Raw genomic sequence first — 26,578 nt, 5'->3', positions numbered from 1 at the left:
CCTGGACGGTGCTCACCGCCAGGGGATCTCCTGGGCGCGCCACTGGGCCATCTGGAAGGAGCGGGTCTCCTGGAAGTACTGCTTCGACGGCTTGCGGCAGACCAAGACGATGAACGTGATGGTGCCGGTCAGAGCCAGGACGCGCACGAACGCGGTCATGACGATCAACCCGATGGGAAGTCCGAGATCCCACGGCAACCCGAGCGCCGCGTAGATGACGGGTGTCAGGAGGCTGCTCAGCAGTTCCAAGCCCAGCCAGACCGCGGCGAGCACGATGAGCGTCACGCGAGCCCAGTTCCGGCCCGCGCGCACCTGCAATCCGAACGCGATCCACAGCGCGACCAGAACGAGGTACATGACGGCGGTGTAGAGCCAGTCCGTGTCCTGGGCCGGCACCGGTTCCACGCCGTACCGCGCCAGGGCGGCGTCGAGGCCGGAGGCGATCACATCGTTCGTCAGGTAGGCGAACACGGTGTCCAGCGTGCCGACCACCAGCGGTACGACCATCGCGATCCAGAACGCCATCTCGACCGTTCGCGGCCAACGCGGCTCGGTCAGCTCCTGTGCGGGCACCGGTGGAGCCGCGAACGGATGCCCGTGCTGCGCGTGCGGGGAACCGGCCTGCGGTAGGGGTGACTCGCCGCCCTGAACGTGCGACTGCTCGTCGTGGAATTCCGGCTCGGGGCGCCCGTCCTGGGGCTGTTCGCCTTGACCTTGAACAGGTGGCAACGTCACGAACGAACAGTAGGAACATCACCGAACCCCGACCACTGAATCCCGGCAATCGTTACGGAACCGCCGAATTCATCACCAGCCCGGTCCACGCTCGTCCGTCGCATCGGGGGCTACCCGCCGTCGACTCGCGCCAGCCCCGGGGCCACGCGGCAGGGGGCTGCCGAACCAGGTGATCACCGGTCACGTACGATGGCCAGCACAAGCCCCCGTAGCCCAACGGCAGAGGCAGCGGACTCAAAATCCGTCCAGTGTGCGTTCGAATCGCACCGGGGGCACGCATCGACGCAGGTCAGGCCATCCAGAGGCCCGACCTGCGTTTCGGCGTACCCTGGATCATCCATGCTAAACCCATGGTCTTGGAGATGATCATGGCTCGCCCTCCGCTCCCGCTCGGTTCCTGGGGCACGATCCGGATCTACGGCAAAGTCGCCGGCAAGTGGATCCCCAAGGCTGAGCTCCAGGTCGGAACTGCAGCGACCCCCGGCATCTCGAAGCGAGAGATCACAGGCTGCGTCGTCGCCCATCACGCTCGGCTGGAGCATCCTTGGCCGTATGGCCGACCCGGCCTACACCGCCGCCGCCCAGCGTGCCCGCGAACTCGGGCTGGCTCGCGGCGGCTTCGTACCCGACGTCGCCTGACACATCGAGATCAAGGAAGCCGCCACGATGACCGCGGACGAGACCCGGGCTGGCCTCGTTCATGTTCGGCGACAGCGTTTGTGCGTTAACTTGAAACTAAGAACGGCGGGTTCTCCATTGGTTTCTGGAGGGCACGCCGATTTTTTATTCTCCACCCGCTGTCAAGTCGCGCCCACAAAAAAGAAGGAGCGCGCAGGCTCCTTCCATTTCCAAGGTATAGCGCACCTGGGGGCTTGCCGCAAGACCCGGGTCGTGCCGCAGAATCTACGCTCCATAGCCAGTACCTGCGGAAACGGGAGTTGCGGAGTGCGTGTGTTGTTGTCGACGTATGGGTCACGGGGAGACGTCGAACCGGTGGCGGGGCTCGCGGCGCAGCTGCGGGAACTGGGCGTCGAGGTGCTGATGAGCGCACCGCCGGACGAGGAGTTCGCCGATCTGCTGGCCGGGCTCGGAGTGCCGCTGGTGCCGGTCGGGCCGTCGGCGCGGGAACTCACGAAGTCGGCGCCGCCGCCCACATCCATCCCCGAGCATGCCGCCCAGATCGTCGCCGCCCAGACCGAGGCGATCCTGCCGGTGGCACAGGACTGCGACGCGATGGTGGTGACCGGCATGATGCCCGCCGCGGCCGGCGCGCGGTCGGTGGCCGAGAAGGTGGGCATCCCCTCGGTGTTCGCGGCTCTCCAGAAGGTCATCCTGCCCTCGCCGCACCACATGCCGCTCGCGTATCCGGGCCGGCCGTTCCCGCCGGAGGTCACCGACAACCGGCAGCTGTGGGACCTCGACGCCGAGAGCGTGAACGCCCTGTTCGGCGACGGGCTCAACACCGACCGGGCGACCATGGGCCTGCCGCCGGTGGACCACGTCCGCGACTACGTCTTCGGCGACCGCCCGTTGCTGGCCACCGACCCGACGCTCGACCCGTGGCAGCAACCAGCGGACCTCGACGTCGTGCAGACCGGCGCGTGGCTGCTGCCCGACACCCGCCCGCTGCCGCCCGAGCTGATGGCGTTCCTGGACGCCGGCACCCCGCCGGTGTTCGTGGGTTTCGGCAGCATGCCGATGCTCGGCGCGCCGGACGCCGCCACCGCGGCCATCGAGGCGGTCCGGGCGCAGGGCCGACGCGTGGTCGTGCGGGCCGGGTGGGCCGACCTGTCGCTGATCGACGACCGGGACGACTGCTTCGCGGTCGGCGAGATCAACCAGCAGGCGCTGTTCCCGCGGGTCGCGGCCGTCGTGCACCACGGCGGCTCGGGCACCACGACCACCGCCACCCGGGCGGGCTCGCCGCAGGTGGTGGTGCCGCAGCTGGCCGACCAGCCGTACTTCGCGAGCCGGGTGGCCGACCTGGGCGTCGGCGTGGCCCACGACGGTCCGAACCCGACGTTCGAGTCCCTGTCGACCGCACTCAAGTCGGCGCTCACGCCCGAGACCCGCGCGAGGGCGACGGCCGTGGCCGGCATGATCCGCACGAACGGCACCATCGTCGCCGCTCGGCTAGTCGCAATGCTGGGAAGTTAGGGAGTGGGTGGTGTTGTCAACCCGCTGAGGTAGGTAACGGGGTTCCTGCTAGAACAACGTCGACCAAGATCGATGCACGGCAGGAACCCCGTTGGAACATCAGTGTGTCATTACTCGCCATGTCCGCGTGGCCGAGGGCCGTTTCGCGCCTGGCCATCTCGGCGAGCTGACTCGCCTCATCCCGTTCGAGATGGCCAGGCGCGAGCCGTTCGTCGTGGCCTTGGGATCGCACGCCCGCCGCACCGTGATCGCCGAAGTGGCCGCACGGCATCCGCTGACCGAGCTCAACCCGTTGTGGCAACAGATACAAGCGGTCGCGACGCGGCTCAAGGCCCACCGAGAACGAAACAAGATTCCCTCGGGCGCCCCGCCAAACACCACGGCGACCTCCGCACCCGAGACAAAGGAGGGGCCGGTGACCATCGACGCATGTTGGGCCGTGTTCACCGAAGATGGTGTGGGACGCGGGGCACACCTGCTCGTGAAGGGACGCGACCAGGTGCGCGAGCTGGTCGAGCTGCTCGCCGACGAGGCCGCTGACGTGGCGCGGTTGATCCACCGCGACTGGCCGCTATGGGACATCGAACGCGGGTTCTTCGACCACGACGTCTACGCCACCGTCCGCGACGGGTTCGGCTACCTCTCCTACCAGGAGGCCGATCGGGACAAGGCGTATCCCTAAGGCGACCCCACTTCGGAAGGCTGCGAGTTCGACGACGATGACTTCCCGCCCGGTTCGGGCCTGCCGGTCGAGCCGTTCGCCGAGGCGCTCGTTGAGTTCCCCACCAGCGCCGACCGGCCCGCGTCCGTGACGTGGCCCAACGGCGAGAACCTCAGAACATCGATTGCGAGGCATCAACGGGCCAGCAGAAGTTGCGATCCTCGCCAGCCCGCTGGGGCTGGCGCCACCGACCGCGACCAGTTCGTCGCGCTGCTCCAGTCGATCGAGTTGCGATCCTCGCCAGCCCTCCGGGGCTGGCGAGGATCACAACTTCATCACCGTCATCGGCGTGCTCGCCGGCGGGGCGGTGGCGACAGCCCTCTGGGGCTGGCGAGGATCGCAACGCGGTCGCGGGTGTGAGTAGCTGGACGTAGTTCGGTGGCGCCGACCCGCCAGGATTGGCGAGAATCGCGTTCAGGCGACCGCCGACGTCGGGCACCGGATCGTGCTGGGTAGCACCAACCAGCGAGGTGCACTAGTGCTCACTAACGGGTGTACGGCCAGATCGGATCCGTTTCACCAACGCACGTGCACGCGCAGAACCCACACCGAGTTCCCGACGCAGCGTCTCCGCCGAGATCGGCCGACGATGCCGAAGCCAATGCTCTACGTCGAGAACAACGGCACGCGACACGAGCTCCTCGGCTTCGCTCGTTGCCACATCGTCACCATCCAGCTGCTGACCAGGAACGTTGTCCGACACCGTGCGCGACGCTGTCGACACAGCATCACCGTCACCAGTCAGGCCAATGGCAGTCTGTCCTTCAGCGTTGGACGGGGTCCCGGCCGACGAGATCGCTTGCAGCAGCCCCGGCCCGACCTCCGCCCAGCCGATCAGCGGCAACGGACCCACCGCATCGAAGGCGGCTTTGCCGAACTGGCCGGCGCAGATCGGCTCGGCCACGTTCAACGCCAGCGTCACCAGCGACGCGAACAGCAGCAGCCGCCGCGCCGGGCGTTGCTGCTCCGGCTGCGCACCACGTAGGGCGAGGTGCCGCGTACCCAGCAGCAGCCCGAGCACCGAGAAATCGACCGCCGGAGCCACCAGCAGCGCCACGTACATCGGTACTCCTAGCCGCAACGCAAGACCAAGGACGTTGCCGAACCCGAACAGGAAGGTCAACGCGACGACCGACCCCATGATCACAGTCACCACCCGCTCCACTGGATCCCAGGATCCCGAATCCACCGCGGACGGAGCTCGCTCCTTCGATCCGGCCTCACCTTCCCACCTCACCGACGCTCACCGCGCTTCGCGCGACGCTCCATGGCGAGCGGGACTTCCACCCGAATCAGCAGGTCACGAGGCCCGAAAACTGGTGTGATTGCTGCGTGTGTCGCACCGGGGGCACATATTGGTGCAGGTCAGCCCACGTGTGGCTGGCCTGCATTTTGGTATGCCACGGGTCGACCTCCCGAACTCGCCTTCTCGGCATGGGGTGGGCGCAGCGGACCCGACCGCCATTCATGTCGTGGCCGGACGTGTCGTGTTGCGGTGGGCTTTCAGCAGGGTGAGGTGCGGGGTTTGCAGGGCTCGCCGGCGGGGGCGCTCAGCCTGTCGAGGCTCACCACACCGTCCGGGCCGATCTTGAGGATGGGGACGGCCTTGTTGATGGCTTCGCCCTGTGCGGACAGGGAGATGTAGCCGCTGGCGCCGCGGACCAGGTTTCCTCCGTGCAACCTGGCCAGCGCTTGGCCGACCGCGCCGGGGGTGGTGTTGGGCGCGTAGGGGTCGCGCACGGCGGTCACCGCTGTGAGCACCGCGTCGAAACCGATGATGATGCCGCCGTCCGCGAGTTCTTCCGCGGTGTCGCGGCCGGGGTAAACGCGGGGATAGCACCATTGGTCGCACGGTCCGCGCAGCGCGGTCACCGACGCCTGCGGGAAGGCGGATTGGTCAGCGTCCCAGGCCTCGGGGTGGGCGAGGCCGGTGTACTCGACGGTGACCTGAGCGCTCAACGCGTCCCGCAGCCCGGGCTCGTCGCGGGCGACCGCGTTGGCGAAGGCGACCGCGTCCGAGCCGGTGATGATCCGCACCGGCTGTTGCGGGCAGTTGCGGGAGGGCAGGGCTCGGACGAGGGTGTTGAGGTCGTTGCTGCGTCCGGCGAAGAACACCACGTCGGGGCGGGTGTCGCAGATGTCGCGGACGATACCGGCCATGGTGGTGGCGACGCCTTCTCCTCCGCCGTCGAAGGTTTCGTTCCCCACCAGCTCGTGGGCGGAGTCGGCGAAGCTCTCCTGGAACGCCTTGCCGAGGGAGTCGGCGTAGATGTTGGCCGGGTTGCGGTCCTGGATCACCATCGCGGTCGAGGCGCTGGACTTGACCGCTGCCGCAGCGGCCGCGGCTTGGTCGCGGTTGGTCGGTGCGACCCGCGCCAGGGGCACGTTCGGCGAGGGCGGGGCGTCGGTGAGCTGGTCGGCGGTCAGCCGCGCCGCGATCACCGGGATCGACACCTGCGTGAGCCGGTCGAGAGCGGCGCGGGTGGTTCCCAGGGAGCGCCCGGAGGCCACGACCGCGACCAGCCGCTGGTCGTGGCTGCCGCCGGGGGCGCGCTCGATCAGCCCGGAGACCGCCGTGGACCAGTGCTGGGCGTTCTCACCGCTGTTGGCCACGACCAGCCGCACCTGCGGCCGGTCCCCGATCAGCTGGGCGTGGTTGGCCTGGATCTGGGCCAGCTGGGCGCCTTCGAGGTCGTGGCGCACCGCGGTCAGGTAGTCGTCGTCCGTTCCCGGGCTGGGCAGCGGGATCAGCACCCCGATGGTCACCGGCGGGGTGTTCGACGGGGTCTGCTCCACCGCGGTGTTCTCTCGGTGGATGCCGGCCATGATCGCGGCGATGCCCGGATCCGGGTGCAGCTGGGCCGAGCCGTCGCTGACGCCCGCGCACTGACCGTCGCCGGTGCTGGTGAGTCCCGCGCCGCAGGGGCGCAGCAGCGGGTAGATCCAGTACACCGACGCGAGGAACAGGGCTGCCGCCACCGCTGTCACCATCAGACCGGTGGTGAAACCGCTGAAAGGCCAGCCCAGTCGTTCCGGTTGGTCTGCGTTCGCGGATCTTCGGAGAGGTGTCATGTCCGGGACCTCATTCGCCGAAGTTGCGCCAGCGGGTGTGGCAGTCCTGGTAGATCGTGGCGTGGTCGTGGAACGTGCCCGCCGGGCCGTACTTGTCGCCCAGTGCGGCCAGTCCGTGGGCGATGACCGCGCACATGTTGTGGTGCGGATCGCCCAGCGGGTCGTTGTGCAGCTGCATGGCCAGCACCAGCCGGGCCAGCACCGGCTCGTCGACCGCACCAGCGCTGGACACCAGCTCGTGGTGGTGCTCGACGACGGGCTGCGACGTCGTCACGCGTGCGAGCGGGGCTTGGGTGATCGCTTCGAGCCTGCCCAGCCAGTCCTTGGCTCCCAAGGTGCTCTCGCAGAGCCACGCCTCCAGGGCGTCGACGACGTCGGCCACCTTCCCGGCCGCGAGCTTGTGGTACAGCGAGGTGACCGGATCGGACTTCTGCATCGCTACGGCGACCTGGGTGTGCCAGGTTTCCCACACGACGTGGCGGAAAGCCCTTGCTCCCACCTGGTGCGCCACCGCGCGGCGCAGCAGCGGATGGATCACCGGAGGGGCGGCGGGATCGTCGGGGTCGTACTCCACCCAGGCGTCCCGTGACAGGAACTGCGCGAGGTCGCTGCCGACACCCGCGCCGGTGCCGTTCGCGTCGGCCGCCGACGCGGCGGTGTCGTTGTTCCGGAGCGGGGCGTAGACCTGGTCGGTGCACTCGTCGGTGAGCGTGCGCAGCAGGGCGAACCGGATCACCCCGGGGCAGATGGCCGCCGGCCAGCGCGCGGTGGCCAGCTCGATCACCCACTCGTCGAAGCGCCGGTCCGCGGTGGTGAGCTCGCACAAGCCGCGCGGGTCGGGCAGCTGTCCGCCGTGCTCGTGGGCGTGGGCCGCGATCGCGTCCATCAGCACGGCGGTGGCACCGGGATGATCGCCGGTGAGGCGGCGGATCGTGGTCACCAGCGGGCGCAGGTCAGCACTGCTGTTGGCGGGCAGCTTCCGGCTCAGCGCGACCTGAGTCGTGAAGGAGCCCTCCTGCTGCCGGCTCGTGGCGCGGATGTTCACCGCTGGGCGCCAGACCAGCGGGTAGCGCAGCTTCCAACCGTCCCCGCGGGCCGGATCCCAGCCCTGGTAGCGGGAGTTCGCGATCAGCTTGGGGCGCCACAGCGAGGCTGCCTGGCCCGGGATCACCGGGCGCAGCGGACCGCCTTCGACCAGCAGCGCCGGACTGGTCCTGGGGCCCGAGTCGGTGGTGCGGAGCTCGGCGAACTCGCGGATCACCTGCTGCACCCCGTTTCCCTGCACGCGGTAGGGCGTCTGCTCCGGCGGGGTTCTGTCGAACACGATGAGGCAGCGCCGGGACCGCTTGAAGACGCTGGGCCGGGTTTGCTGCCACGCCGCGAGATCGGCCAGCACGGCCTGGCACAGGATCGGTGCGACGGCGTCCTTGTTGTCTGGGTGCAGCGCTGCCTTGTGGGCCAGCTCGATCAAGCCGTCGACACCGGTTCCGACGTTGGTCCTGGTGATCTCGTTGCGGTACCAGTGCAGCGGTTTTCCGCGCAGCAGGAGGGCGCGGTGCAGGTATCCGGCCGCCGAGCCGGTGGCCGTGCCCACCCAGGCGGCGGCGGTCGACGGGACGCCGAAGGCCTCGGCCAGCGCCGTTCCGGTCTGGTTCAGCCAGTTCACGAGCGCGCGACCGCCGCCGAGTTTGCCGCCCAGCGTGCGGTTGATCATCTCGTCGCGGCGGGCGTCGGGCAACGAGCTCTCCAGCTTTCCCTGGCTGGCCAGCACACCCAGTGCGAACCGCGGGAACCGCGGTGCCGAACGCCAACGCGCGCTGCGGCTCAGCTGCTCGGTGAGGCGCAGCAGGACTTCGAGCATCGAATCGCCGTGCAGCTGCGCCCGGGTCACATGCGCAGCGGGAACGATCGGTCCCCACCGCTTGTACAGCGTTTCCAGCGCTTCGGGCAGCTCGGTTCCCGAGGCGCCCCACAGGCTCAGCACCGGCGGCTTGCCCGGTGCTGAACGCACTTCCAGCGCTTCGGCCACCAGTTGTCGCAGCCGCGTCTCATCGGAGTCCCCCACGAGCCCTCCCAACGCCGCCACGCGCCTCGAATGAGAGCAACATCATATCGAGCAGCGAGTCGACGTGATCGCGTTTGCTCGAATTTCCCGCGCGGTGCTCGTTCGGCTCGAAAAGTGCGCGCGGCACGGGTGCGGGCTCCTGCGGAGACACCGCCGGGCGGCGATCAGCACGTGATCGCCGCCCGGAACCCGCGGTCAGCCCGCGAGGAGTTCGGTTGCGAAGTGGACGATTCCGCTCATGCGGCGGGAACCTTCTCCGGGATTCGAGGTTCGGAGGTGATCGTCGACGGGCCCGGGCCGAGCAGTCCTGTGGCGAGGGCGGCGAGGGCGAGTGCTGCGGCCGTCCAGAGGAGAGGTGTCATGCCCGCGATCTCGAACACCGTGCCGCCGAGGAAGGCTCCGAGAGCGATGGAGGCCGTGAAGACTCCGACGTATAGGCCGGTGACGTTCTCCTCGTTGCCCGTTGCGGCGCGGGTCATCCAGATCTGGCCCGCGACCGAGAGTCCGCCGTAGGCCAAGCCCCAGACGACGATGGCCGCGATGGCGATGGCGGCCACTGCGCTGAACAGCGCCAGGATCGTGATGGCGACAAGGATGCCGAACGCCAGCAGTACGACCGTCGCCCGGGAGCGCTTGGCGGCGAGGGCTCCGGCGGCGAAGTTGCCGATGAGACCGAAGACTCCGTAGGCGAGCAGGATCGCCGCGATCGAGGCCGCGCTGATCCCGGTGCTGCTCTCCAGGACCGGGCGGATGTAGGTGTAGGCCGCGAAGTGCGCGGTGACCAGGAAGACCACGACGATCAGTCCGACGACGACCGCCGGAGTGCGCAGCAGCGGCCGACCGCCGGTCGACGAGGTGGCAGAAGCGGTCGGCTTCGGGAGTTTCGGCAGCGAGATCAGGAGAATCGCGGCGAGGAGCAGCGCGCTGGCGGTCAGCGCGCCGAAGGCGCTGCGCCAGCCGAAGGCGTCGCCGATGAGCGTGCCGAGCGGGACGCCGATGACCGAGGCGGCCGCCACGCCGCTCACCGCGAGCGACACCGCGAGGGCAGCGTGCCGCGGGGTGACGAGGCGGGGCGCGACGACCGCTGCCAGTGACCAGACCACGCCCATGCCGATGCCGAGCACGGTGCGGGACACGACGAGCACCGCGAAGTCCTGCGCGAGCACGGTGAGCGCGTTGCCCGCGGCGAGCAGCACCATCGCCACCGCCAGGACCGTGCGCCGGTCGAGGGTGCCGAGCACGCGGGGGACGATCGGGGCTGCGATCGCGGCCACCACGCCGGTGATCGTGAGGCTGTAGCCGGCCATGCCCGGCGTGATGCCGAGCCCGCCCGCCATCGGGGTCAGCACGCCGACCGGCAGCATCTCCGAGGTGACCACGATGAACGTGCACAGCGACAGGACCGCGACGGCCAGCCACTGCCGGAGCGGGGCGCGGTCGGTTTCCAGTGGGGTGTTCACGTCCTGATTCGAACAACGCCCAGGAGGCCGAACAACAGCGATTCGCTGCACGATCGATGAGCTAGGCTCATCGATGGAGGGGGATGACGGGATGGATCAGCTTCCCGCGCGGGAGATCGAGTGCCTGCTCGTACTGGCCGAGGAACTGCACTTCGGGCGGACCGCCTGTCGCCTGGGGTATTCGCAGAGCCGCGTCAGCCAGCTCATCGCCGCTCTCGAACGGCGCATCGGCACCAAGCTCGTCGAGCGAACCAGCAGGCGGGTCGAGCTGTCCAGGTTCGGAGCGGAATTCGTCAGCGAGGTCGGCCCCGCCTACGCGCAGCTGGTCGGCGTGGTCGGGCAGGCGCGCGATCGTGCCAAGCGCGGCGGGCTGCCCGAGTTGCGCATCGGATTCCAGGGCAGTGCGTACGAAGAGGTCACCGAGGCACTGCGCCGATTCCGGGTGCGCTACCCGATTTCCGTTGTGGTGCAGGAGATCCCGCTGGGATCGCCGTTCTCCGCGGTGCTCGACGGCGCCGTCGACTGCGCTGTCGCGCTGCTGCCGGTCCAGGACGAGCGGCTCACCGTCGGCTTCCGCTTCCCACCGCAGGACCAGTACTTGGCGGTGGGCGCGACACACCCGTTCGCCAGGCGCGAGTTCCTCGACGTCGAGGACCTGGCAGCGGTCGACCTCATCTCCTCCGCCGGTGACGCGCCCGACTACTGGACCGAAGCCCAGGTTCCTCCCACGACGCCGTCCGGAACCGAACTCCGTTCCACGACAAGCGTTTCCACGTTGCAGGAAGGCCTGACGCTCGTCGCGGGCAGCGAGCACGCGATGCTCCTGTGCCGCCCGTTCGTCGAGCGCAGCACCCGCCGCGACGTGCGCTGCGTCCCGGTCACCGGACTGAGCGGAACATCGCAGCTCGGACTGATCTGGCGCACCGACCGCACCACGCCGCAACTGGAGTACCTCGCACGACTGCTGGCCGAGGAGTCCGCCCGAGCGGCTTCCACCGCGTGAACCCATGACCGGACGGATTTTGAGTCCGCAGCCCGCATCGCTCAGTGGTTTCCGTCCAGGCCGGTGTTCTTGGGCAGCAGGAGGAAGACCGCGACTGCGGTGGCGATCATGATCAGGCCGCCGAACAGGCCGGTCTGGGCCAGGGCGTTGGTGAACGCCTCCTCGGCTCGGGCCGCGAGTTCCGGCGTACCCGTTTCCGCCGCGATTTCCAAAGCAGCGCCCAGGGATTCCTCCGCGCCGACCGGAACGCCCGGGACACCGGCCTCCAGGTGCGCGCGGTAGGCGACCGAGGCCGCGCTGCCCAGGACCGCCACACCCAGCACGTTGCCCAGGTCGTAGGCGGTTTCCTCGGCTGCCGCCGCGTTTCCCGCCTTCTCCGGCGGGGTGCCGGACATGATGATCGCCGAGGCGATCGCCAACGAGCTCGCGCCGACGCCCAGCAGGGTCAGGGCGAGCAGCACCACGGGGTAAGTCGGGGGCAGCGCGTAGAGGCTGAGGAAACCCAGGCCCGCCACCGCCAGTCCGCCCGCCACCGTCGTGCGGGCTCCGATGCGCGCGGCCACGGTCGGGGCCAGCGGTGAGACGATCGCGGCACCGACGGCCATCGAACGCGGCGTGCCAGGAGAAGTGCTCCAGCAGCAGGCCGCCCGCGATCGGGCCCACCGCCATGCCCAGCGAGGAGACCGCCGCCCACACGCCCAGCGCGGTGGCGCGCTCGCGGGGATCGGTAAACAGGGAGCGGATCATCGACAGCGTGGTCGGCATGATCATCGCGCCGCCCACGCCCAGCAGGGCGCGGACCGCGATCACGGCGCCCGCGGTGTCGGCGGCCAGCACCAGCAGCGACGCGCCGCCGAAGACCGCGAACCCGCTCAGCAGCAGCTTCTTGCGCCCCCACCGGTCGGCCAGCCTGCTCATCGGGATCAGCAGCCCGGCCAGCACCAGCGAGTAGACGTCGATGATCCACAGCTGCTGGTCCGCGCCGGGCCGCAGATCGGCGGCCAGGCTGGGCAGCGCGACGTTGAGGATCGTCATGTCCATCGCGATGACCAGCAGGCTGGCGGACAGGACGCCGAGGCCCGCCCAGCGGCGGCGTGCGGACAGGGCCGGGGCCGTGAGGTCGGAGGTGCTCACGACCGGCTTCCGGGACGCATGAGCGCGGTGATCGCGCGGCGCAGGAACTCGGCGTCCCAGGATCAGCGGCCGAAGTCCTGGGTCCAGTAGTCGCCGTTGACCGCCACTCCGACGGTCTTCATCGAGCAGTTGACGATGTTGGCCTTGTGCCCCTCGGACTTCAGCCAGCCGTCCATGACCTCCGCGGCGCTCTTGTAGCCCTGCGCGATGTTCTCCGCGCCGGGGGAGGGGTGCCCGGCCTGCTTGATGCGCTGGCTGAAGGACTCGCCGTCGGGGTTGGTGTGGTCGAGGTAGGAGCGGCCGGCCATGTCGGCGCTGTGCTCGGCGGCGGCCTTGGTGAGCCGGGCGTCCACCTTGACGGCCTTGCAGCCCGCTTCGGCGCGGGCCTGGTTCACCAGGGCCACGACCTGGTCCTCGATCGAGCCGGAGGCCATCGCCGCGGGGGCCCAGGCGGCGGAGCCGATGCCGATCAGCAGTGCGGTAGAGGTGATTACGGAGCGTCGAAGAGTCGGGGTCTTCATGCCAGCTCAAGCTACCCATACGAGTGAGATCGAACTGTTATATATGGAGTAAGTCACGCTGAGTAATGCACAACGTGATGGCGCGGCTACGGTCCGGTGCGACCGATCGGCCTGGTTCCTCCCGGTTCGGGACTCTGGTGGCGCTGATCAACGCGAGTTAGGTTCACAGCTCAACCGAGGGTCACCGGTCGGACGGGGGCTGTGATGGTCGACGAAACCGCGATCGAGCACGACGACGCCGGGCTGCGGCGGAGCCTGAAGAACCGGCACCTCCAGATGATCGCGCTCGGCGGCATCATCGGCGCCAGCCTGTTCATCGGCAGCGGCGCGGTGATCTCCACCGTCGGGCCCGCGGCGGTGCTGTCCTACGCGCTCGGCGGGCTGCTCGTCGTGCTCGTGATGCGGATGCTCGGCGAGATGGCCACCGCCGCGCCGACGCTCGGGTCCTTCATGGAGTACGCCCGCACCTCGCTCGGCGACTGGGCGGGATTCACCATCGGCTGGCTCTACTGGTACTACTGGGTCGGCGTGGTGGCCTTCGAGGCCGTTGTCGGCGCGGAACTGCTCAACCCGCTGGTGCCGGTGGTGCCGCAGTGGGTGCTGTCGCTGGTGCTGATGTTCGCGCTCACCGCGACCAACCTGGTCTCCGTGCGCTCCTTCGGCGAGACCGAGTTCTGGCTGGCCTCCATCAAGGTCATCACCATCGTGATCTTCCTGCTGTGCGGCACGGTGTTCGTGCTCGGGCTGTGGCCGGGCGCGGAGTTCTCGGTGGGCAACATCGCGCGCGACGGATTCGTCGCCAACGGCTGGTTCGCGGTGCTGCACGGCGTGGTGATCGTGATCTTCTCCTACTTCGGCACCGAGATCGTCACCATCGTCTCGGCCGAATCCGACGAGCCCGAGCGCTCGGTGGCCAAGGCGACCAAGGCCGTGGTGTGGCGGGTGCTGCTGTTCTACGTCGGCTCGGTGGCGCTGCTGGTGATGATCACCCCGTGGCAGCAGATCCCGGTCGACAGCAGCCCGTACGCCGCGGCGTTCTCCCGCTTCGGCCTGCCCGGCGCGGAGGTCGTGGTGAACGTGGTGGTGTTCACCGCGGTGATCTCGGTGCTCAACTCGGGCCTCTACACCGCCTCGCGGATGCTCTTCGCCCTGCAGCGGCGGCGTTTCGCGCCGGCCTGGGTGCGCGACGTCAACCGGCGCGGAGTGCCGTGGAAGGCGATCCTGCTGTCCACTCTGGTCGGCTACGTCGCGGTCGCGGCCAGCTACGTCTCACCGGACACCATCTTCTACTTCATCATCAACTCCGCCGGCGCGGTCGCGCTGTTCATCTACGCGATCATCGCTGCCTCGCAGCTGCGGATGCGGCGGCGGCTGGAGGAGCAGGCGCCGGAGCGGCTGAAGCTGCGGATGTGGTTCTTCCCCTATTTGACGTGGGCCACGCTGGTGGTGATCGCGGCTGTGATCGTCACCATGGGAGCCATCGGGGAAGTCCGCTCGCAGCTCACCCTCAGCCTGATCAGCCTGGCGGGCATCCTGCTGGTCTACGTGCTGTTCGTGCGGCCGCGGCGGCGCTCGGCGTGATGTCGCAATGGTCACGTCGCGGGTTAACCTCGACGTCAAGTCGGGACCGGTATTCTGCGGTTTCCGGTGCAGATCGCACTGGAAACCCGAGCTCTATGGAGGACCCCGGTGACGACGCCGGCTACCGAGGACACACGCGAGGCCAAGCCCGTCGAACGTCGCGTACTCGTGGCCGAGGACGAGGCGTTGATCAGGCTCGACCTGGTGGAGATGCTCCGGGAGGAGGGCTACCAGGTCGTCGGTGAGGCCGGGGACGGGCAGGAAGCCGTTCGCCTCGCCGAGGAGCTGCGCCCCGATCTGGTGATCCTGGACGTGAAGATGCCGAAGATGGACGGCATCGAGGCGGCCTCGAACATCGCCGGTGAGCGGATCGCGCCGGTGGTCATCCTGACCGCCTTCAGCCAGCGCGACCTGGTGGAGCGGGCGCGCGACGCGGGGGCGATGGCCTACCTGGTCAAGCCGTTCGCCAAGCGCGACCTGGTGCCGGCCATCGAGCTGGCGGTGTCCCGGTTCACCGAGGTGCAGGCGCTGGAGTCCGAGGTCGCCGACCTCACCGAGCGGCTCGAAGCGCGCAAGACGATCGAGCGTGCCAAGGGCCTGCTGATGAGCAAGCACAGCCTCTCCGAGCCCGAGTCGTTCCGCTGGCTGCAGCGCACCGCCATGGACCGCCGCACGACGATGAAGGCTGTCGCCGAAGCGGTGCTGGAGAACCTCTCCTGAGGACGTGAACCGGAGCCCGTGAGCCGCCGCGCTCACGGGCTCCGTCGCGTCACCGGCCCGGGGGCTGGTCGCGGAGCACGCAGGTCAGGCGCGCGGTGCAGGTCCGGCGGTCCTGCTCGTCGGTGATCACGATCTCGTAGGTCGCCGTGGAGCGGCCCCGGTGCACCGGCGTCGCGACCCCGGTGACCTTGCCCGCGGTGGCCGCGCGGTGGTGGGTGCACGACAGCTCCAGGCCGACCGCGATGCGGCCCTCGCCCGCGTTGAGCGCGGCGGCGATGGAGCCCAGCGTCTCGGCCAGCGCCGCGTTCGCGCCGCCGTGCAGCAGGCCGTAGGGCTGGCGGTTGCCCGCGACCGGCATGGTGGCGACCACTCGATCGGGTGTCAGCGTCTCGTACTCGATGCCCAGCTTGTCGGCCAGCTGCTCCTCGGCGGCCGACAGCATCTCGATCGACAGGCCGTTTTCGCTGGTCATCGCCTCACCACTGGTCATATCCGCCACCTCTGGTGCCTCCCGTCGCCTCCGGTCACGCGCTGTCGGGGCTTGAGCCTAGACTCGCCGCCGTGACGCATTCCGAGGACCGACGCCTGCTGCTCATCGACGGCCACTCGATGGCCTACCGCGCTTTCTACGCCCTGCCGAAGGAGAACTTCCAGACCGGCACCGGGCAGCACACCAACGCGGTCTACGGCTTCACCTCGATGCTGATCAACCTGCTGCGCGACGAGCAGCCCACGCACCTGGCGGTGGCCTTCGACGTCTCGCGCAAGACCTTCCGCTCCGAGGCCTTCGCCGACTACAAGGCGAACCGCAGCAGCTCGCCCGACGAGTTCCGCGGCCAGGTCAGCCTGATCCAGGACGTCCTCGGAGCGCTGAACATCCCGGTGCTGAGCAAGGACAACTACGAGGCCGACGACGTCATCGCGACGCTGACCACCCAGGCCACCGGAGAGGGCTTCAAGGTCGCGATCTGCACCGGCGACCGCGACGCGCTGCAGCTGGTCACCGACGACGTCACCGTGCTCTACCCGACGAAGGGCGTCTCCGAGCTGACCCGCTTCACCCCGCAGGCGGTGGAGGACAAGTACGGCCTGAGCCCGCAGCAGTACCCGGACTTCGCCGCGCTGCGCGGCGACCCGTCGGACAACCTGCCGAAGATCCCCGGCGTGGGGGAGAAGACGGTCACCAAGTGGATCCAGCAGTTCGGCTCGCTGGCCGAGCTGGTGGACCGGGCCGACGAGGTCAAGGGCAAGGCGGGCCAGGCGCTGCGCGACCACCTGTCGTCGGTGCTGCTCAACCGGCAGCTGACCGAGCTGGTGCGCGATGTGGAGCTGGAGATGGGCCCGCCGGAGCTCGCGGTGCGCGCCTGGGACCGCGACGCCGTGCACCAGCTGTTCGACGACCTGGAGTTCCGCGTGCTGCGGGACCGGCTGTTCGCGACGCTCTCCAGCGCCGAACCGGAGGTCGAGGAGGGCTTCGACATCTCCGGCGGTGTCGTGCAGCCCGGGCAGCTGGCTGCCTGGCTGGCCGAGCACGCCCGCAACGGCGACCGCGTCGGCCTGGCGTTCACCGGGCAGTGGGCGCGGGGCCGCGGTGACCTGACCGGTCTGGCGCTGGCCACCGCGGCGGGCGCGGCCGCGTTCGTCGACGTCAGCACCCTGACCACCGAGGACGAGCAGGCGCTGGCGGCGTGGCTGGCCGACCCGGCGACCACCAAGGCCGCGCACGACGTCAAGGGCCCACTGCACGCCATCCGCGACCGGGGCTGGCAGCTGGCCGGGCTGACCAGCGACACCGCGCTCGCCGCCTACCTGGTGCGGCCGGGTCAGCGCTCCTTCGAGCTGCCCGACCTGGTGGTCCGCTACCTGCAGCGGGAGCTGCGCGCCGAGACCGGCGAGGAGGACGGCCAGCTGTCGCTGCTGGAGGACGAGTCGGAGACCAGGGAGAAGGCGGCCTCGGCCGAGCTGGTCAGGGCGCGCGCGGTGGCCGAGCTGGCCGACGCGCTCGACACCGAGCTGGACCGCATCGACAGCCGCGGCCTGCTCACCGACCTGGAGCTGCCGCTGCTGGTGGTGCTCAGCGAGCTGGAGGGCGCGGGCATCGCCGTCGACGCCGACCAGCTCGCCGAGCTGGGGGCGCGCTTCGCCGCGCGCGTCAAGCAGGCCGCGCAGGACGCCTACGGCGTGATCGGCAAGGAGATCAACCTCGGGTCGCCGAAGCAGCTGCAGGTGGTGCTCTTCGACGAGCTGGACATGCCGAAGACCAAGCGCACCAAGACCGGCTACACCACCGATGCCGAGGCGCTGCAGACGCTGTTCGAGAAGACCGAGCACCCGTTCCTGCAGCACCTGCTGGAGCACCGCGACGCCACCCGGCTGAAGACCACTGTGGACGGACTGGCGAAGTCCATCTCGGACGACGGCCGGATCCACACCACGCTGAACCAGACCATCGCGGCCACCGGGCGGCTGTCCTCGACCGAGCCGAACCTGCAGAACATCCCGATCCGCACCGAGGAGGGCCGCCGGATCCGCGAGGTGTTCGTGGTCGGCGGCGGCTACGCGGAGCTGATGACCGCCGACTACAGCCAGATCGAGATGCGCATCATGGCGCACCTGTCCGGCGACGAGGGGCTCATCGAGGCGTTCAACACCGGCGAGGACCTGCACAACTACGTGGCCTCGCGGGCGTTCGGGGTGCCGATCGAGGAGGTCGACCAGGAGCTGCGCCGCCGGGTCAAGGCGATGTCCTACGGCCTGGCCTACGGGCTGTCGGCCTACGGGCTGGCGCAGCAGCTGCGCATCTCGGCGGAGGAGGCGAAGGCGCAGATGGACGCCTACTTCGCCCGCTTCGGCCGGGTCCGCGACTACCTGCGGGAGGTCGTCGACCAGGCCCGCAAGGACGGCTACACCTCGACGATCCTCGGCCGCCGCCGCTACCTGCCGGACCTGACCAGCGACAACCGGCAGCGCCGCGAGATGGCCGAGCGGATGGCGCTCAACGCACCGATCCAGGGCAGCGCGGCCGACATCATCAAGGTCGCGATGCTGGGCGTGCACCGAGCGTTGCGGGACAACGACATGCGGTCGCGGATGCTGCTGCAGGTGCACGACGAACTGATCGTCGAGGTCGCCGACGGCGAGCAGGCCGAGGTGGAGAAGCTGCTGCGCGAGCAGATGGGTTCGGCCTACGAGCTCTCGGTTCCGCTGGAGGTCTCGGTCGGCTCGGGCCGCTCCTGGGACTCCGCCGCCCACTGAGGACTCGGCGCCGAACCCCGCGATGTCGTGGGAAATCAGGTCCACCACGATGTCAAGGGAAATCGCGTGGGTCGTCGTTGCCCCGGGCGCCCGACGCACCGACGGCGTGTCGGGATGTTGCGCGATTTCAATGGAAATCGTACGTCTGATTTCCATTGAAATCGCGCAGCACCGCGCGTCGGAGCCGTCGCCGCCGGGAGCGGCCGGAGGAGGTTGCGGGTCAGTCACGAAGTCGGTGTTGCCCGGGCGCCGGGCCCGGCGGGTCGCCTTGAATGGCGGACATCACCGTCGGCGCACCCGCCGTTTCCCGCGTTCGATCGGTGCGGTTAGCCTGCCGTACGCGTGACCGGGCGCGGCGGGGGCACCTCGGAGCCGCTTCCACGCCGACCTCTAGGAGGAGCATGATCAACATCGACAGAGTGGACCACCTGGTCCTCACCGTCGCCGATGTCGATCGGGCAGTGCAGTTCTACGAGCAGATCCTCGGCATGACGCCGGTGACGTTCCCCGGCGAGCGGCGGGCGGTGAGCTTCGGCGGGCAGACCATCAAGCTGCACGCGGCCAGCGAGCTGGTCGAGCCGACCGCGACGCACCCGGTGCCCGGTTCGGCGAACCTGTGCTTCGTGACCACCAACGCGCTCAGCGAGGTCCAGGAGCACCTGCGCGCCAACGACGTGCGCATCGAGGAGGGCCCGGTCAGCCGCATCGGCTCGGCGGGTCCGATCACCTCGCTGTACCTGCGCGATCCGGACGGCAACCTGCTCGAGATCGCCCGCTACGACGAGCCCGCGGAGTAGCGGAGTGGACCTTGCCCCCGGGGCAGGGTCCAGACTCGTCCCATGCTCAGCATTGGGGAATTCGCGCAGTTGACCGGCCTGAGCGCGAAGGCGCTGCGGATCTACGACAAGCAGGGGCTGCTCAAGCCCGCCGAGGTGGATCCGTGGTCGAACTACCGCCGCTACTCGGCGGGCCAACTCGAAGCCGCGATCCAGCTGAAGGCGCTGCGCGCTGCGGAGATCGGTTTGGCTGAAGCGCAGCGCGCGCTGTGCGGGCGCCAGGACGCGGCAGCGGTGCTCGCCGAGCACCGCGAGCGGTTGGCGGCGGAGCGCGCGCGTCAGGACGAGGCGCTGGCGGTGGCGTCGGCGCTGCTGGAGCGCGATCCGCTCAGCTGGGACGTCCAGGAGCGGCAGGTCGAGGCGCAGCACTGGGCCGGCGTGGTGCTCCCGGCGACCGACGAGCTCACCGATGACCAGGCCGACCTCGCCTTCGGCGCGCTGCACCGAGCGCTCTCGGCAGCGGACAACGCGCCGACCGGGCCGTTCTGGTCGTCGCTGCGGGCCGGTGCCGGCGAGGACGACGTCGAGCTGCTGTGCTGCTGGCCCGTCGCGCGGGCGGTGGCGCCGGACTGGTCGGTCCCGGGTGCTTCGGTGGTGCGCGGTGGGATCCGCGCCGGGCGGGAGCTCGTGGTGGGGTGGCGGCACGACGACGGCGTTCCGGTCGTGGACTCGGCCGTGCATCCCGCGGTCCTCGTGCTGCTGGCCGAGGCGGAGCGGCGCGGCGCGGAGGCAGGCTTGGCCGAGCTGCGCCAGATCGGGCTGCTCGACGAGACCGGGGACGCCGTCGGCGTGGAGGTCGCGATCCCGCTGATCTGACCGGTGAACATCGATTCGGCATATACCACCGAAGCGGTGCGGCTGCTCGGCCGAATGGGTGCTGATCGCCCGATCGTGTTCCGGGGTGCAGCGATAGCGTTCGGCGGGTCGGAGAACGTGCGCGGCTTGTCGGGAGCTAAGACGTGGGTTTCGCCGCCTCGGAGTTCACCCGTGACAAGGTCGGCTTCCTCTCGGTGGAAGGTCAGCTCGTCGAGTCGCTCGACGAGCAGGTGGATGTCGGGGACGAACGGCAGTGGCTCGCCTGGCTGACCGCGGAGGCGACCCGGCGCCAGGACGGCCGGGAGCAGCTCGCCACCGCGCTGATCGCGCACTGCCGGGACAAGGGCATCCAGGCCCCCGCGCACGACCAGGCCCGCGGCGTGGCGGCCCACGCGCTGCAGGACTTCGAGCGGCTGCTCTGCCACCGCGTGGTGGACCAGCTCGGGGATGCGGCCGGGCAGCTGGAGGAGCTGCTGCCCGAGCCCGGGACCGGCAGCGGCTGGCTGCTCGCCGAGCTGCGCTCCGAGGTGACCCCGATCGATCTGCGCTCGTTGGCCCGCGAGCTGGACGACATCATGTCGCTGCAGGCGCTGGGCCTGCCGACCGACCTTGCGGCGGATTCGGCGGATCGCGTCTGGTTGCGGAGCCTGCTGACCGAGGTGGAGAAGCTGACCGCGTTGCGCCGGTTGTGCCTGCCCGCCGATCTCCTCACCGGCTTCCCGGCCGAGCTGGTGGCCGCGTGGAGCGCGCGGGCGGCCGATGCGCAGCCGGAACAGCTGCAGGCGCTGCCGCAGCCGGTCCGCGTCACGTTGCTGAGCGCGCTGTGCGCGGTGCGCCGCGCGGAGATCACCGACCTGCTCGGGCACGCGCTGATCGGCCTGCTCCACCAGATCCGGGCCCGCGCGGAGCACCGGCTCGGCGGCGCGGCCGACGACGTGCCGCTGCCCGGCACCACGCGGGACGTGCTGCTGTTCGACCTGGTCAAGGCGGCCGTCGAGAACCCCGATGACACCGTCCGCGCGGCGTTGTACCCGATCGCGGGCGAGCCGCTGCTCAAGCAGCTCATGCGGGACAGCGCAGCCCGGGCCGCCGAGCACGCCAGGCGCAAGCGCGCAGTCCTGCGGGGCACCTACTCGGCCTGCCACCAGCAGCTGCTCCGGCTGCTGCTGGCGAGCCTGGAGTTCCGCAGCCGGGAACCCGGCTGCTGGCCGCTGCTGGCCGCGCTGGGCGAGCTGGTCGGCGAGTACACCGCCTGCTGGGGGCGGGGGCGGTTCTACGAAGCCGGGCACTGCGCCCAGCTGGAGGACGTCGTGCCGCCGGAGTGGCAGTCGGCCGTCGTGGACCGGGAGGGGCGCGTGGAGCGCATCGCCTACGAGTTCTGCGTGCTGGTGTCGCTGCGGGACCAGCTCTGCACCCGGCAGATCTACCTCGCGCACGGGCACCGGTGGGGCGAACCGCCACCGGTGCCCGCGCGCGCCCGGCACGCAGAAGTCCGCTGGCCCGCCCAGGACGAGTAGGCCAGCGGACGGGTCACAGGGGATCGGTGGTCGTTTTGCGTGGGTGGTCGCTTGGCGGAACCTGAGTGCTTCCCTGGACTGCGGGTGCCCCTCCTGATGTATGAACGAATACACGGCGGAGGGGCCGTCCTCGCCAGGAAACCACTCAGAACCCGCGGCGGTGCGAGCTGCGTGCGTGCTCAAAGCGGCTGGCGCCGCTTACAAAGGCGAGGACGGCTACGCCGACAGGCCCTTACAGCGAGAGCTCGGGCTTCAGGCGGGACGGCGTCCACACCCGCTGGCGCCATGCCGCGATGGTGCTCAGCAGCAGCGCGGCGACGAGGTAGCTCACCAGCACCGTCACCGAGGTCGTCACCGCCGACATGTCACCGCCGTAGAGCAGGTGGCGCAGACCGCTGACCACGTAGCCCAGCGGCAGCACCTGGTGCAGCGGGTGCAGCGGCTCCGGGATCGTCTGCCACGGGAACGTGCCGCCCGCGGTGACCAGCTGGAGCACCAGGACGACCAGCGCGATGAACTTGCCCTTCGGCCCGAACGCCGCGTTGAGCGAGTGCACCACCGCGGTGAACGCGAACGAGGTCAGCACCAGGAAGCCGAGCGTCTTCCAGGTGTGCGCCGGCTGCACGCCGACGGCGTAGACCACGACCAGGTACAGCAGCACCGCCTGCACGAAGCCGACGAGCGCGGCGGGCAGCCAGCCGCCGAGCGCGACGCGCCACGGCGCGACCCCGGCCGCCAGCGCCCGGCTGGACAGCGGCCGCATCAGCAGGAACAGCACGAACCCGCCGACCCACAGCGCCAGCCCCATGAAGTAGGGCGCCAGCCCGGCGCCGTAGGTGTCGGCTTTGACCTGGGCCAGGGTGTCGATGGCGAGCGGGTCGCCGATGGTGTCCGCGGTGGCGTCGCGGGTCTGCTCGTCGGGGTTGGGGATGTCGTTGACGCCGCGGCCCAGCTCGGTGGCCAGCGTGTCGGAGCCGTCCTTGAGCTGGCCGGAGCCGTCGCGCAGTTGGTGCGCGCCGCCGGCCAGCTGGTCGGCGCCGTCGGTGAGCTTCTTGGTGCCGGTGACGGCCTGCTGCTCGCCGTCGCGCAGCTGCTTGGCGCCGTCGTCGAGCTTGACCGAGCCGGTGGCGAGCTGGTCGATGCCGCCGGTCAGGGCGGGCATCGCGCTGGCCAGCTGGCGGTTGCCGTTAGCGACCTGGCGGGACCCGTCGGCGAGCTTGCGCAGCTGCCCGACCTGGCTCTGCACCTTGCCGTTGGCCTCGGTGATCGGGCTGTGGAGCTCGTCGAGACCGGCGGTGACCTTCTCGATGGTCGCCTCGTCCACCCCGGCCTGGCGCAGCTGGTTGGCGACGCGGGTCTTGTGGCCGTCGAGGTGGTCGACGACGTCCTGGGCAGCGTTGCCCAGCGTTTCGGCCTTGGTCGCGAGCTGCTCGTTGCCCGCGGCGACCTGCTCGGCGCCGTCGGCCAGCTTCGCGGTCTGCCCCGGCAGCGGCGCGGTCTTCTGCTGCAGCTGCGACAGCCCGCCGCGCAGTTCACCGGTGCCGTCGGCGAGCTTGTTGGCGCCGTCGGCGAGCTGGCGCTGGCCGTCGAGCAGCTGGTGGGCACCGGCGGAGAGCTGCGCCGAGCCCTGCTCGGCCTTGCCGAGGCCGTCGTAGAGCTGCCCGGCGCCGTCGGCGATCTGCCCCGCGCCGTCGGCGGCTTCCAGCGTCTTGTCGTGCACCGTGGCGAACCCGAGCAGGAACTGCTTGGCCGCCTCGGAGCCGACGCTGGAGGCCACGCCCTTGCGCACCTCGGAGGCCACCTTGTCGGCGATGGTGCCGACCAGGTAGTTGTTCGCGTCGTTGGTGATCAGCCGCAGCTTGGCCTGCCGCGGCTCGAACTCACCGGCCGAGATCAGCGCGGTGGAGAAGTCCCGCGGCACCACCAGCGCGAAGGTGTACTCGCCGCTGGCCACGCCCTGCTGCGCGGAGACCTCGTCGGTGCGCGACCAGTTGAACGTGTCGGAGTCGATGAGCTCCTGGTACACGTCCTGCCCGGCGTCCAGCCGGGTGCCGTCCTCGCGTTCGGCGCCGGTGTCGTCGATGACCACGGCGGCGGGCACCGAGTCGAGCTTCCCGTAGGGGTCCCAGTTCGCGTAGATGTACATGGCGCCGTACAGCAGCGGCACCAGGGTGACCGCCAGCAGCGCCAGCTTGGGCAGCTTGCCGGAGGTGAGCCGGCGCAACTCGGTGGCGGCGAGCCGGAGACTAGTCATCGCAGGCCTTCGTGAAATCCGATGTGGACAGTTCGGGGTTGTCGGCGCCGATGCGGGCGGGCGTGACGCCCAGCTTCTCGGCCGTGTGCGGGGAGCAGAGGGCGATCACCGCCAGGCCGCGCTCGGCCTGTTGGACGGCCAGCGAGTACCAGCCGGCGGGATCGCCGCCGTGGCGGTCCGGGCAGTCCAGGACCAGTGCTTTCGTGGTGCGGGCTTCGCAGGCGAGCTCGATCAGCAGCTTGGTGCGGTCGAGCGGGGCGAGGTTCTCGCAGCGCTCGTCGGCGTTGTACTCGCGCGTCGACAGCCAGGCCTTGACCTTGCGCCGGGTGGACCAGCGGCCGGCCAGGGTGAGGCCCTCGGCGACGACGTCGCGCACCGAGATCGAACCGTCGGGTTCGGTTATCTCCGGCGCGTCGACGACCGCGACCTGCTGCCGCAGGGCGCCCGCGTCGAGCGCGCCGTCCAGGCGGACGGTGCCCTTGCCGGGCCGCAGCCGGCCGGAGAGCACCAGCGCGAGCGCGGTGTGCCCGGCGTTCGGGTCGCCGGTCACCAGCAGCGCCTGACCGCTGCGTACGCGCAGCGAGGTGGGCGCCAGCAGCGGCCCGTGCGCTCCGTTCACCTCCACGCCGGTGGCGACGATTTCCAAGCCGACTCCTCGACTCTCACGGTCTGGTGCACCGGTCAGCGCAGCGCGGTGGCCGGGCGCACCTCCCACATGGTCCACAGCGGTCGATAGCCCTGGCGGGGCCAGAACACCGAGGACAGCGGGTTGGGCGGGTTGTAGTACAGGAAGCTGCCGACGACTCCGGCACGAGCGAACTCCTCGTGCACCGTGGTCATCAGCCGCTGTCCGACGCCGGTCCCGCGGGCCTGCTCGTGCACCGACACGCAGTTGACGTAGGCCCAGGTGCCGGGGCGGAGCCGGTGGCCGGCGGCCGACAGGTCAGCGTCGACCCAGCCGCACTCGGCCACCGCGACCGGAACGCCGTCCCGCTCCGCGAGCCAGACCGGATCGCTGGAGTGCAGTCGCACTCGGGCAGCGGTCCGCTTCAGCTGCGGGGCGTCGGGGCGGTACGTCGAGGATCCGACGAGGGCGGCGTATTCGAGCTCGAGGAGGGTGAGTTCGACGACGGCGTCCAGGTCGGCCGGTCCGGCGCGACGTACAGTTACGGTACCAGATAGTTCCGTAAATGTGCACGGCGGAGTGGGTGGGCGCACAGCGAGACAGGACAAAGGGGTGAAACCGCCGTCCAGCAACGCTTTCGCCGTCCGGACGTCCCGGCTCGGCCAGGTCACCAAGCACGCCGAATCCCGCTCCGGAGCACCCTGCTCGTGCAGGTGGTCGCGCCACGCCGCGAGCAGCGCGGACATGCCCGCGGCCGAGTGCTCGCCGATCAGCGGGAAGAGCTCGAAGACGGAAGCGGGCTGCCAGAGGCTGTGCACCGAGCCGGGCGGGTTCCACGTCCGCGCCACGATCCCGGCGACCGCGTCACCGCCCGCCGTGCGCGCCACCAGCGGCTCGCCGCGCGGCACCGGGTAGCGCTCGGGCAACTGCGGGTCCAGCTCGGCGAACAGCGCGCACTGGGCCTGCAAGAGCTCCTGCGCAGTCGCCACGGCCCGCTCCTCGACGAAGGGATGTTCCGCGGCACATCGAACCAGCACCGGCCGGAACCTTCAGCGCGAAGAACGGCCCGCGCAGCCGAGATCACATCGCCTTCGCGGGCGGCTCGCGATTTCCGCCGAAATCGCGAGCCGGCGTTCGGCCGAATGCCGGAATTGTTGGCGAATATCCGGTAATTCCGCGAGGTCAGGAATCGAGGGTGCAGACGAAGATCGCCGTGCCGGGGAAGAGGCGGCCGCGCAGCGGGCTCCACTGGCCCCAGATCTCGGTGTGCCCGGCGGGCCACTCCGGCTCGACCAGGTCGGTCAGCCGCAGCCCGGCCTCGGACAGCGCGCGGACGTAGTCGCCGAGAGTGCGGTGGTGCTCCACGTAGGTGGCGCGGCCGGTCGCGTCGATCTCCACGTACGGCGTGCGGTCGAAGTAGGACTGGGTGACGGTCAGCCCGGTCGGGCCCGGGTCGTCGGGGAAGATCCAGCGCATCGGGTGAGTCACCGCGAACACCCACCGGCCGCCCGGCCGCACCACCCGCGCGACCTCCCGGAACACCGCGCCCACGTCGGCGACGAAGGGCACCCCGCCGAACGCCGAGCAGGCCAGGTCGAACGAATCGGCGCCGAACGGCAGGCAGTCCGCGCTGGCCTGCACCAGCGGCACCGCCGTCCCGCTGCGCCTGCCGCCCTCGGCGGCGTGCCGCAGCATCCCGGCGGAGATGTCCAGGCCGACCGGCAGCGCGCCCTGGTCGGCCAGCCAGCGCGAGCACGAGGCCGCGCCGCAGCCGATCTCCAGCACCCGCTTGCCGCGCACGTCGCCGAGCAGGCCGGCCTGCTCCTCGTGCAGGCGCTCGGGGCACCAGACGAAATCGCTCAGGCCGAGGAAGCCGCCGTGCTCGGCCTGGTAGTCGTCCGCGTCGGCGTCCCACCACAGCCGGTTCGCGGCCCTGGATTCCGCCGCGTCGGCAGTGCGCTTGCTCACACCTGCGGTGCCCAATACGTGCTCCGCGGAGCTACCCTGGACCTCGGTGCTCTCCGGGTCGTCGGCTCGTGTCAAGGGTTCTCCCCGCCGATAGTGGGTATTGCTCGGACGTGAAGCATTGTGGCCGTCCGGCGCCGA

Annotated in this window: 22 protein-coding genes, 1 tRNA gene and 2 pseudogenes; 11 read left to right on the top strand and 14 right to left on the bottom strand. The window is 70.1% G+C overall.

Annotation, left to right across the window (positions count from 1 at the left end; translation table 11 throughout):
* Positions 1 to 12 precede the first annotated feature (12 nt).
* Positions 13 to 735, bottom strand: a complete 723-nt coding sequence (locus tag ATL45_RS02075; RefSeq protein ID WP_246025121.1) for a hypothetical protein — start codon at positions 733 to 735, stop codon at positions 13 to 15.
* A gap of 202 nt (positions 736 to 937) precedes the next feature.
* Between ATL45_RS02075 and ATL45_RS02070 the strand changes: the two genes are divergently transcribed.
* Positions 938 to 1,010 (top strand) — tRNA-Leu (locus ATL45_RS02070).
* A 226-nt stretch (positions 1,011 to 1,236) separates the two neighbouring features.
* Here ATL45_RS02070 and ATL45_RS38670 read toward each other — a convergent pair.
* Positions 1,237 to 1,437, bottom strand: coding sequence for a hypothetical protein (locus ATL45_RS38670; RefSeq protein WP_170210136.1), 201 nt, complete (start codon positions 1,435 to 1,437; stop codon positions 1,237 to 1,239).
* Between the two features lie 243 nt (positions 1,438 to 1,680).
* Between ATL45_RS38670 and ATL45_RS02065 the strand changes: the two genes are divergently transcribed.
* From ATL45_RS02065 to ATL45_RS39925, 3 genes and pseudogenes are all read left to right on the top strand, one after another.
* Complete coding sequence (locus tag ATL45_RS02065) at positions 1,681 to 2,892, top strand: glycosyltransferase (RefSeq protein WP_093156167.1); 1,212 nt, start codon at positions 1,681 to 1,683, stop codon at positions 2,890 to 2,892.
* Between the two features lie 127 nt (positions 2,893 to 3,019).
* Positions 3,020 to 3,574: a hypothetical protein gene (locus tag ATL45_RS39930; RefSeq protein ID WP_093156165.1), complete on the top strand. Its 555-nt coding sequence runs from the start codon at positions 3,020 to 3,022 to the stop codon at positions 3,572 to 3,574.
* Positions 3,575 to 3,616: 42 nt separating this feature from the next.
* Positions 3,617 to 3,973 (top strand): annotated as a pseudogene (locus tag ATL45_RS39925) (hypothetical protein); the annotation flags it as partial.
* Positions 3,974 to 4,088: 115 nt separating this feature from the next.
* Here ATL45_RS39925 and ATL45_RS02055 read toward each other — a convergent pair.
* The 4 genes from ATL45_RS02055 to ATL45_RS02040 all read right to left on the bottom strand — a co-directional run bounded on the left by ATL45_RS02055 (position 4,089) and on the right by ATL45_RS02040 (position 10,210).
* Positions 4,089 to 4,760 carry a hypothetical protein gene (locus ATL45_RS02055; RefSeq protein ID WP_093156315.1) on the bottom strand — a complete coding sequence of 224 codons (672 nt, stop codon included), beginning with the start codon at positions 4,758 to 4,760 and terminating at the stop codon, positions 4,089 to 4,091.
* A 356-nt stretch (positions 4,761 to 5,116) separates the two neighbouring features.
* Positions 5,117 to 6,604: an ABC transporter substrate-binding protein gene (locus ATL45_RS02050; RefSeq protein ID WP_170210135.1), complete on the bottom strand. Its 1,488-nt coding sequence runs from the start codon at positions 6,602 to 6,604 to the stop codon at positions 5,117 to 5,119.
* Between the two features lie 91 nt (positions 6,605 to 6,695).
* Entirely contained in the window at positions 6,696 to 8,750 is a 2,055-nt protein-coding gene (locus tag ATL45_RS02045; RefSeq protein WP_093156163.1) for a hypothetical protein, read from the bottom strand.
* Between the two features lie 236 nt (positions 8,751 to 8,986).
* On the bottom strand, positions 8,987 to 10,210 hold the full coding sequence (locus ATL45_RS02040; RefSeq protein WP_246025120.1) for an MFS transporter: 1,224 nt from the start codon (positions 10,208 to 10,210) through the stop codon (positions 8,987 to 8,989).
* Positions 10,211 to 10,301: 91 nt separating this feature from the next.
* Here ATL45_RS02040 and ATL45_RS02035 point away from each other — a divergent pair, with 91 nt between their 5' ends.
* Entirely contained in the window at positions 10,302 to 11,213 is a 912-nt protein-coding gene (locus ATL45_RS02035; RefSeq protein WP_093156162.1) for a LysR family transcriptional regulator, read from the top strand.
* Positions 11,214 to 11,254: 41 nt separating this feature from the next.
* Here ATL45_RS02035 and ATL45_RS40140 read toward each other — a convergent pair whose 3' ends face one another.
* The 3 genes and pseudogenes from ATL45_RS40140 to ATL45_RS02025 form a co-directional block, all read right to left on the bottom strand.
* A complete protein-coding gene (locus tag ATL45_RS40140) occupies positions 11,255 to 11,818 on the bottom strand; it encodes an MFS transporter (protein WP_342775234.1) in 564 nt (187 codons plus the stop codon).
* Positions 11,819 to 11,879: 61 nt separating this feature from the next.
* A pseudogene (locus tag ATL45_RS40210) lies at positions 11,880 to 12,248 on the bottom strand (MFS transporter); the annotation flags it as partial.
* Between the two features lie 161 nt (positions 12,249 to 12,409).
* Entirely contained in the window at positions 12,410 to 12,868 is a 459-nt protein-coding gene (locus ATL45_RS02025) for a CAP domain-containing protein (protein WP_093156161.1), read from the bottom strand.
* Between the two features lie 204 nt (positions 12,869 to 13,072).
* On the opposite strand from ATL45_RS02025, the gene ATL45_RS02020 reads away from it, so the two are divergent.
* Both ATL45_RS02020 and ATL45_RS02015 read left to right on the top strand, forming a co-directional pair.
* Entirely contained in the window at positions 13,073 to 14,449 is a 1,377-nt protein-coding gene (locus ATL45_RS02020; RefSeq protein WP_093156312.1) for an amino acid permease, read from the top strand.
* Between the two features lie 108 nt (positions 14,450 to 14,557).
* Positions 14,558 to 15,169 (top strand): ANTAR domain-containing response regulator, encoded by a 612-nt coding sequence (locus tag ATL45_RS02015; RefSeq protein WP_093156159.1) that lies wholly within the window; start codon positions 14,558 to 14,560, stop codon positions 15,167 to 15,169.
* Between the two features lie 49 nt (positions 15,170 to 15,218).
* Here ATL45_RS02015 and ATL45_RS02010 read toward each other — a convergent pair whose 3' ends face one another.
* Positions 15,219 to 15,659 (bottom strand): hotdog fold thioesterase, encoded by a 441-nt coding sequence (locus ATL45_RS02010; protein ID WP_093156158.1) that lies wholly within the window; start codon positions 15,657 to 15,659, stop codon positions 15,219 to 15,221.
* Positions 15,660 to 15,730: 71 nt separating this feature from the next.
* Here ATL45_RS02010 and polA point away from each other — a divergent pair, with 71 nt between their 5' ends.
* The 4 genes from polA to ATL45_RS01990 all read left to right on the top strand — a co-directional run bounded on the left by polA (position 15,731) and on the right by ATL45_RS01990 (position 21,593).
* Positions 15,731 to 18,424 (top strand): DNA polymerase I, encoded by a 2,694-nt coding sequence (gene polA / locus ATL45_RS02005; protein WP_093156157.1) that lies wholly within the window; start codon positions 15,731 to 15,733, stop codon positions 18,422 to 18,424.
* Positions 18,425 to 18,825: 401 nt separating this feature from the next.
* Positions 18,826 to 19,221 (top strand): VOC family protein, encoded by a 396-nt coding sequence (locus ATL45_RS02000; protein WP_093156155.1) that lies wholly within the window; start codon positions 18,826 to 18,828, stop codon positions 19,219 to 19,221.
* Positions 19,222 to 19,263: 42 nt separating this feature from the next.
* Positions 19,264 to 20,076 (top strand): MerR family DNA-binding transcriptional regulator, encoded by an 813-nt coding sequence (locus ATL45_RS01995; RefSeq protein WP_093156154.1) that lies wholly within the window; start codon positions 19,264 to 19,266, stop codon positions 20,074 to 20,076.
* Positions 20,077 to 20,219: 143 nt separating this feature from the next.
* Complete coding sequence (locus ATL45_RS01990) at positions 20,220 to 21,593, top strand: hypothetical protein (protein ID WP_093156152.1); 1,374 nt, start codon at positions 20,220 to 20,222, stop codon at positions 21,591 to 21,593.
* A 232-nt stretch (positions 21,594 to 21,825) separates the two neighbouring features.
* Here ATL45_RS01990 and ATL45_RS01985 read toward each other — a convergent pair whose 3' ends face one another.
* From ATL45_RS01985 to ATL45_RS01970, 4 genes are all read right to left on the bottom strand, one after another.
* Positions 21,826 to 23,847 (bottom strand): YhgE/Pip domain-containing protein, encoded by a 2,022-nt coding sequence (locus tag ATL45_RS01985; RefSeq protein WP_093156151.1) that lies wholly within the window; start codon positions 23,845 to 23,847, stop codon positions 21,826 to 21,828.
* The gene (locus ATL45_RS01980) at positions 23,840 to 24,493 is read right to left on the bottom strand and encodes a hypothetical protein (protein WP_093156149.1); all 654 of its coding nucleotides are present in this window, start codon (positions 24,491 to 24,493) and stop codon (positions 23,840 to 23,842) included. Before ATL45_RS01980 ends, ATL45_RS01985 begins: the two co-directional genes overlap by 8 nt.
* A gap of 35 nt (positions 24,494 to 24,528) precedes the next feature.
* Positions 24,529 to 25,461 (bottom strand): GNAT family N-acetyltransferase, encoded by a 933-nt coding sequence (locus ATL45_RS01975; protein ID WP_093156148.1) that lies wholly within the window; start codon positions 25,459 to 25,461, stop codon positions 24,529 to 24,531.
* A gap of 193 nt (positions 25,462 to 25,654) precedes the next feature.
* Complete coding sequence (locus ATL45_RS01970; protein WP_093156146.1) at positions 25,655 to 26,515, bottom strand: class I SAM-dependent methyltransferase; 861 nt, start codon at positions 26,513 to 26,515, stop codon at positions 25,655 to 25,657.
* Positions 26,516 to 26,578: the final 63 nt, after the last annotated feature.

Source organism: Saccharopolyspora antimicrobica, assembly GCF_003635025.1.
GTDB lineage: Bacteria > Actinomycetota > Actinomycetes > Mycobacteriales > Pseudonocardiaceae > Saccharopolyspora > Saccharopolyspora antimicrobica.
The sequence above is the reverse complement of the archived record's forward strand: the minus strand, read 5'-3'. Positions and strand labels throughout refer to the sequence as shown.

Coding starts and splice junctions, on each gene's coding strand:
- ATL45_RS02035 (WP_093156162.1), top strand. CDS start 10,302: ATGGATCAGCTTCCCGCGCGGGAGATCGAGTGCCTGCTCGTACTGGCC.
- ATL45_RS02050 (WP_170210135.1), bottom strand. CDS start 6,604: ATGGTGACAGCGGTGGCGGCAGCCCTGTTCCTCGCGTCGGTGTACTGG.
- ATL45_RS02000 (WP_093156155.1), top strand. CDS start 18,826: ATGATCAACATCGACAGAGTGGACCACCTGGTCCTCACCGTCGCCGAT.
- ATL45_RS01985 (WP_093156151.1), bottom strand. CDS start 23,847: ATGACTAGTCTCCGGCTCGCCGCCACCGAGTTGCGCCGGCTCACCTCC.
- ATL45_RS40140 (WP_342775234.1), bottom strand. CDS start 11,818: ATGGCCGTCGGTGCCGCGATCGTCTCACCGCTGGCCCCGACCGTGGCC.
- ATL45_RS38670 (WP_170210136.1), bottom strand. CDS start 1,437: ATGAACGAGGCCAGCCCGGGTCTCGTCCGCGGTCATCGTGGCGGCTTC.
- ATL45_RS01995 (WP_093156154.1), top strand. CDS start 19,264: ATGCTCAGCATTGGGGAATTCGCGCAGTTGACCGGCCTGAGCGCGAAG.
- ATL45_RS02020 (WP_093156312.1), top strand. CDS start 13,073: ATGGTCGACGAAACCGCGATCGAGCACGACGACGCCGGGCTGCGGCGG.
- ATL45_RS02025 (WP_093156161.1), bottom strand. CDS start 12,868: ATGAAGACCCCGACTCTTCGACGCTCCGTAATCACCTCTACCGCACTG.
- ATL45_RS02010 (WP_093156158.1), bottom strand. CDS start 15,659: ATGACCAGTGGTGAGGCGATGACCAGCGAAAACGGCCTGTCGATCGAG.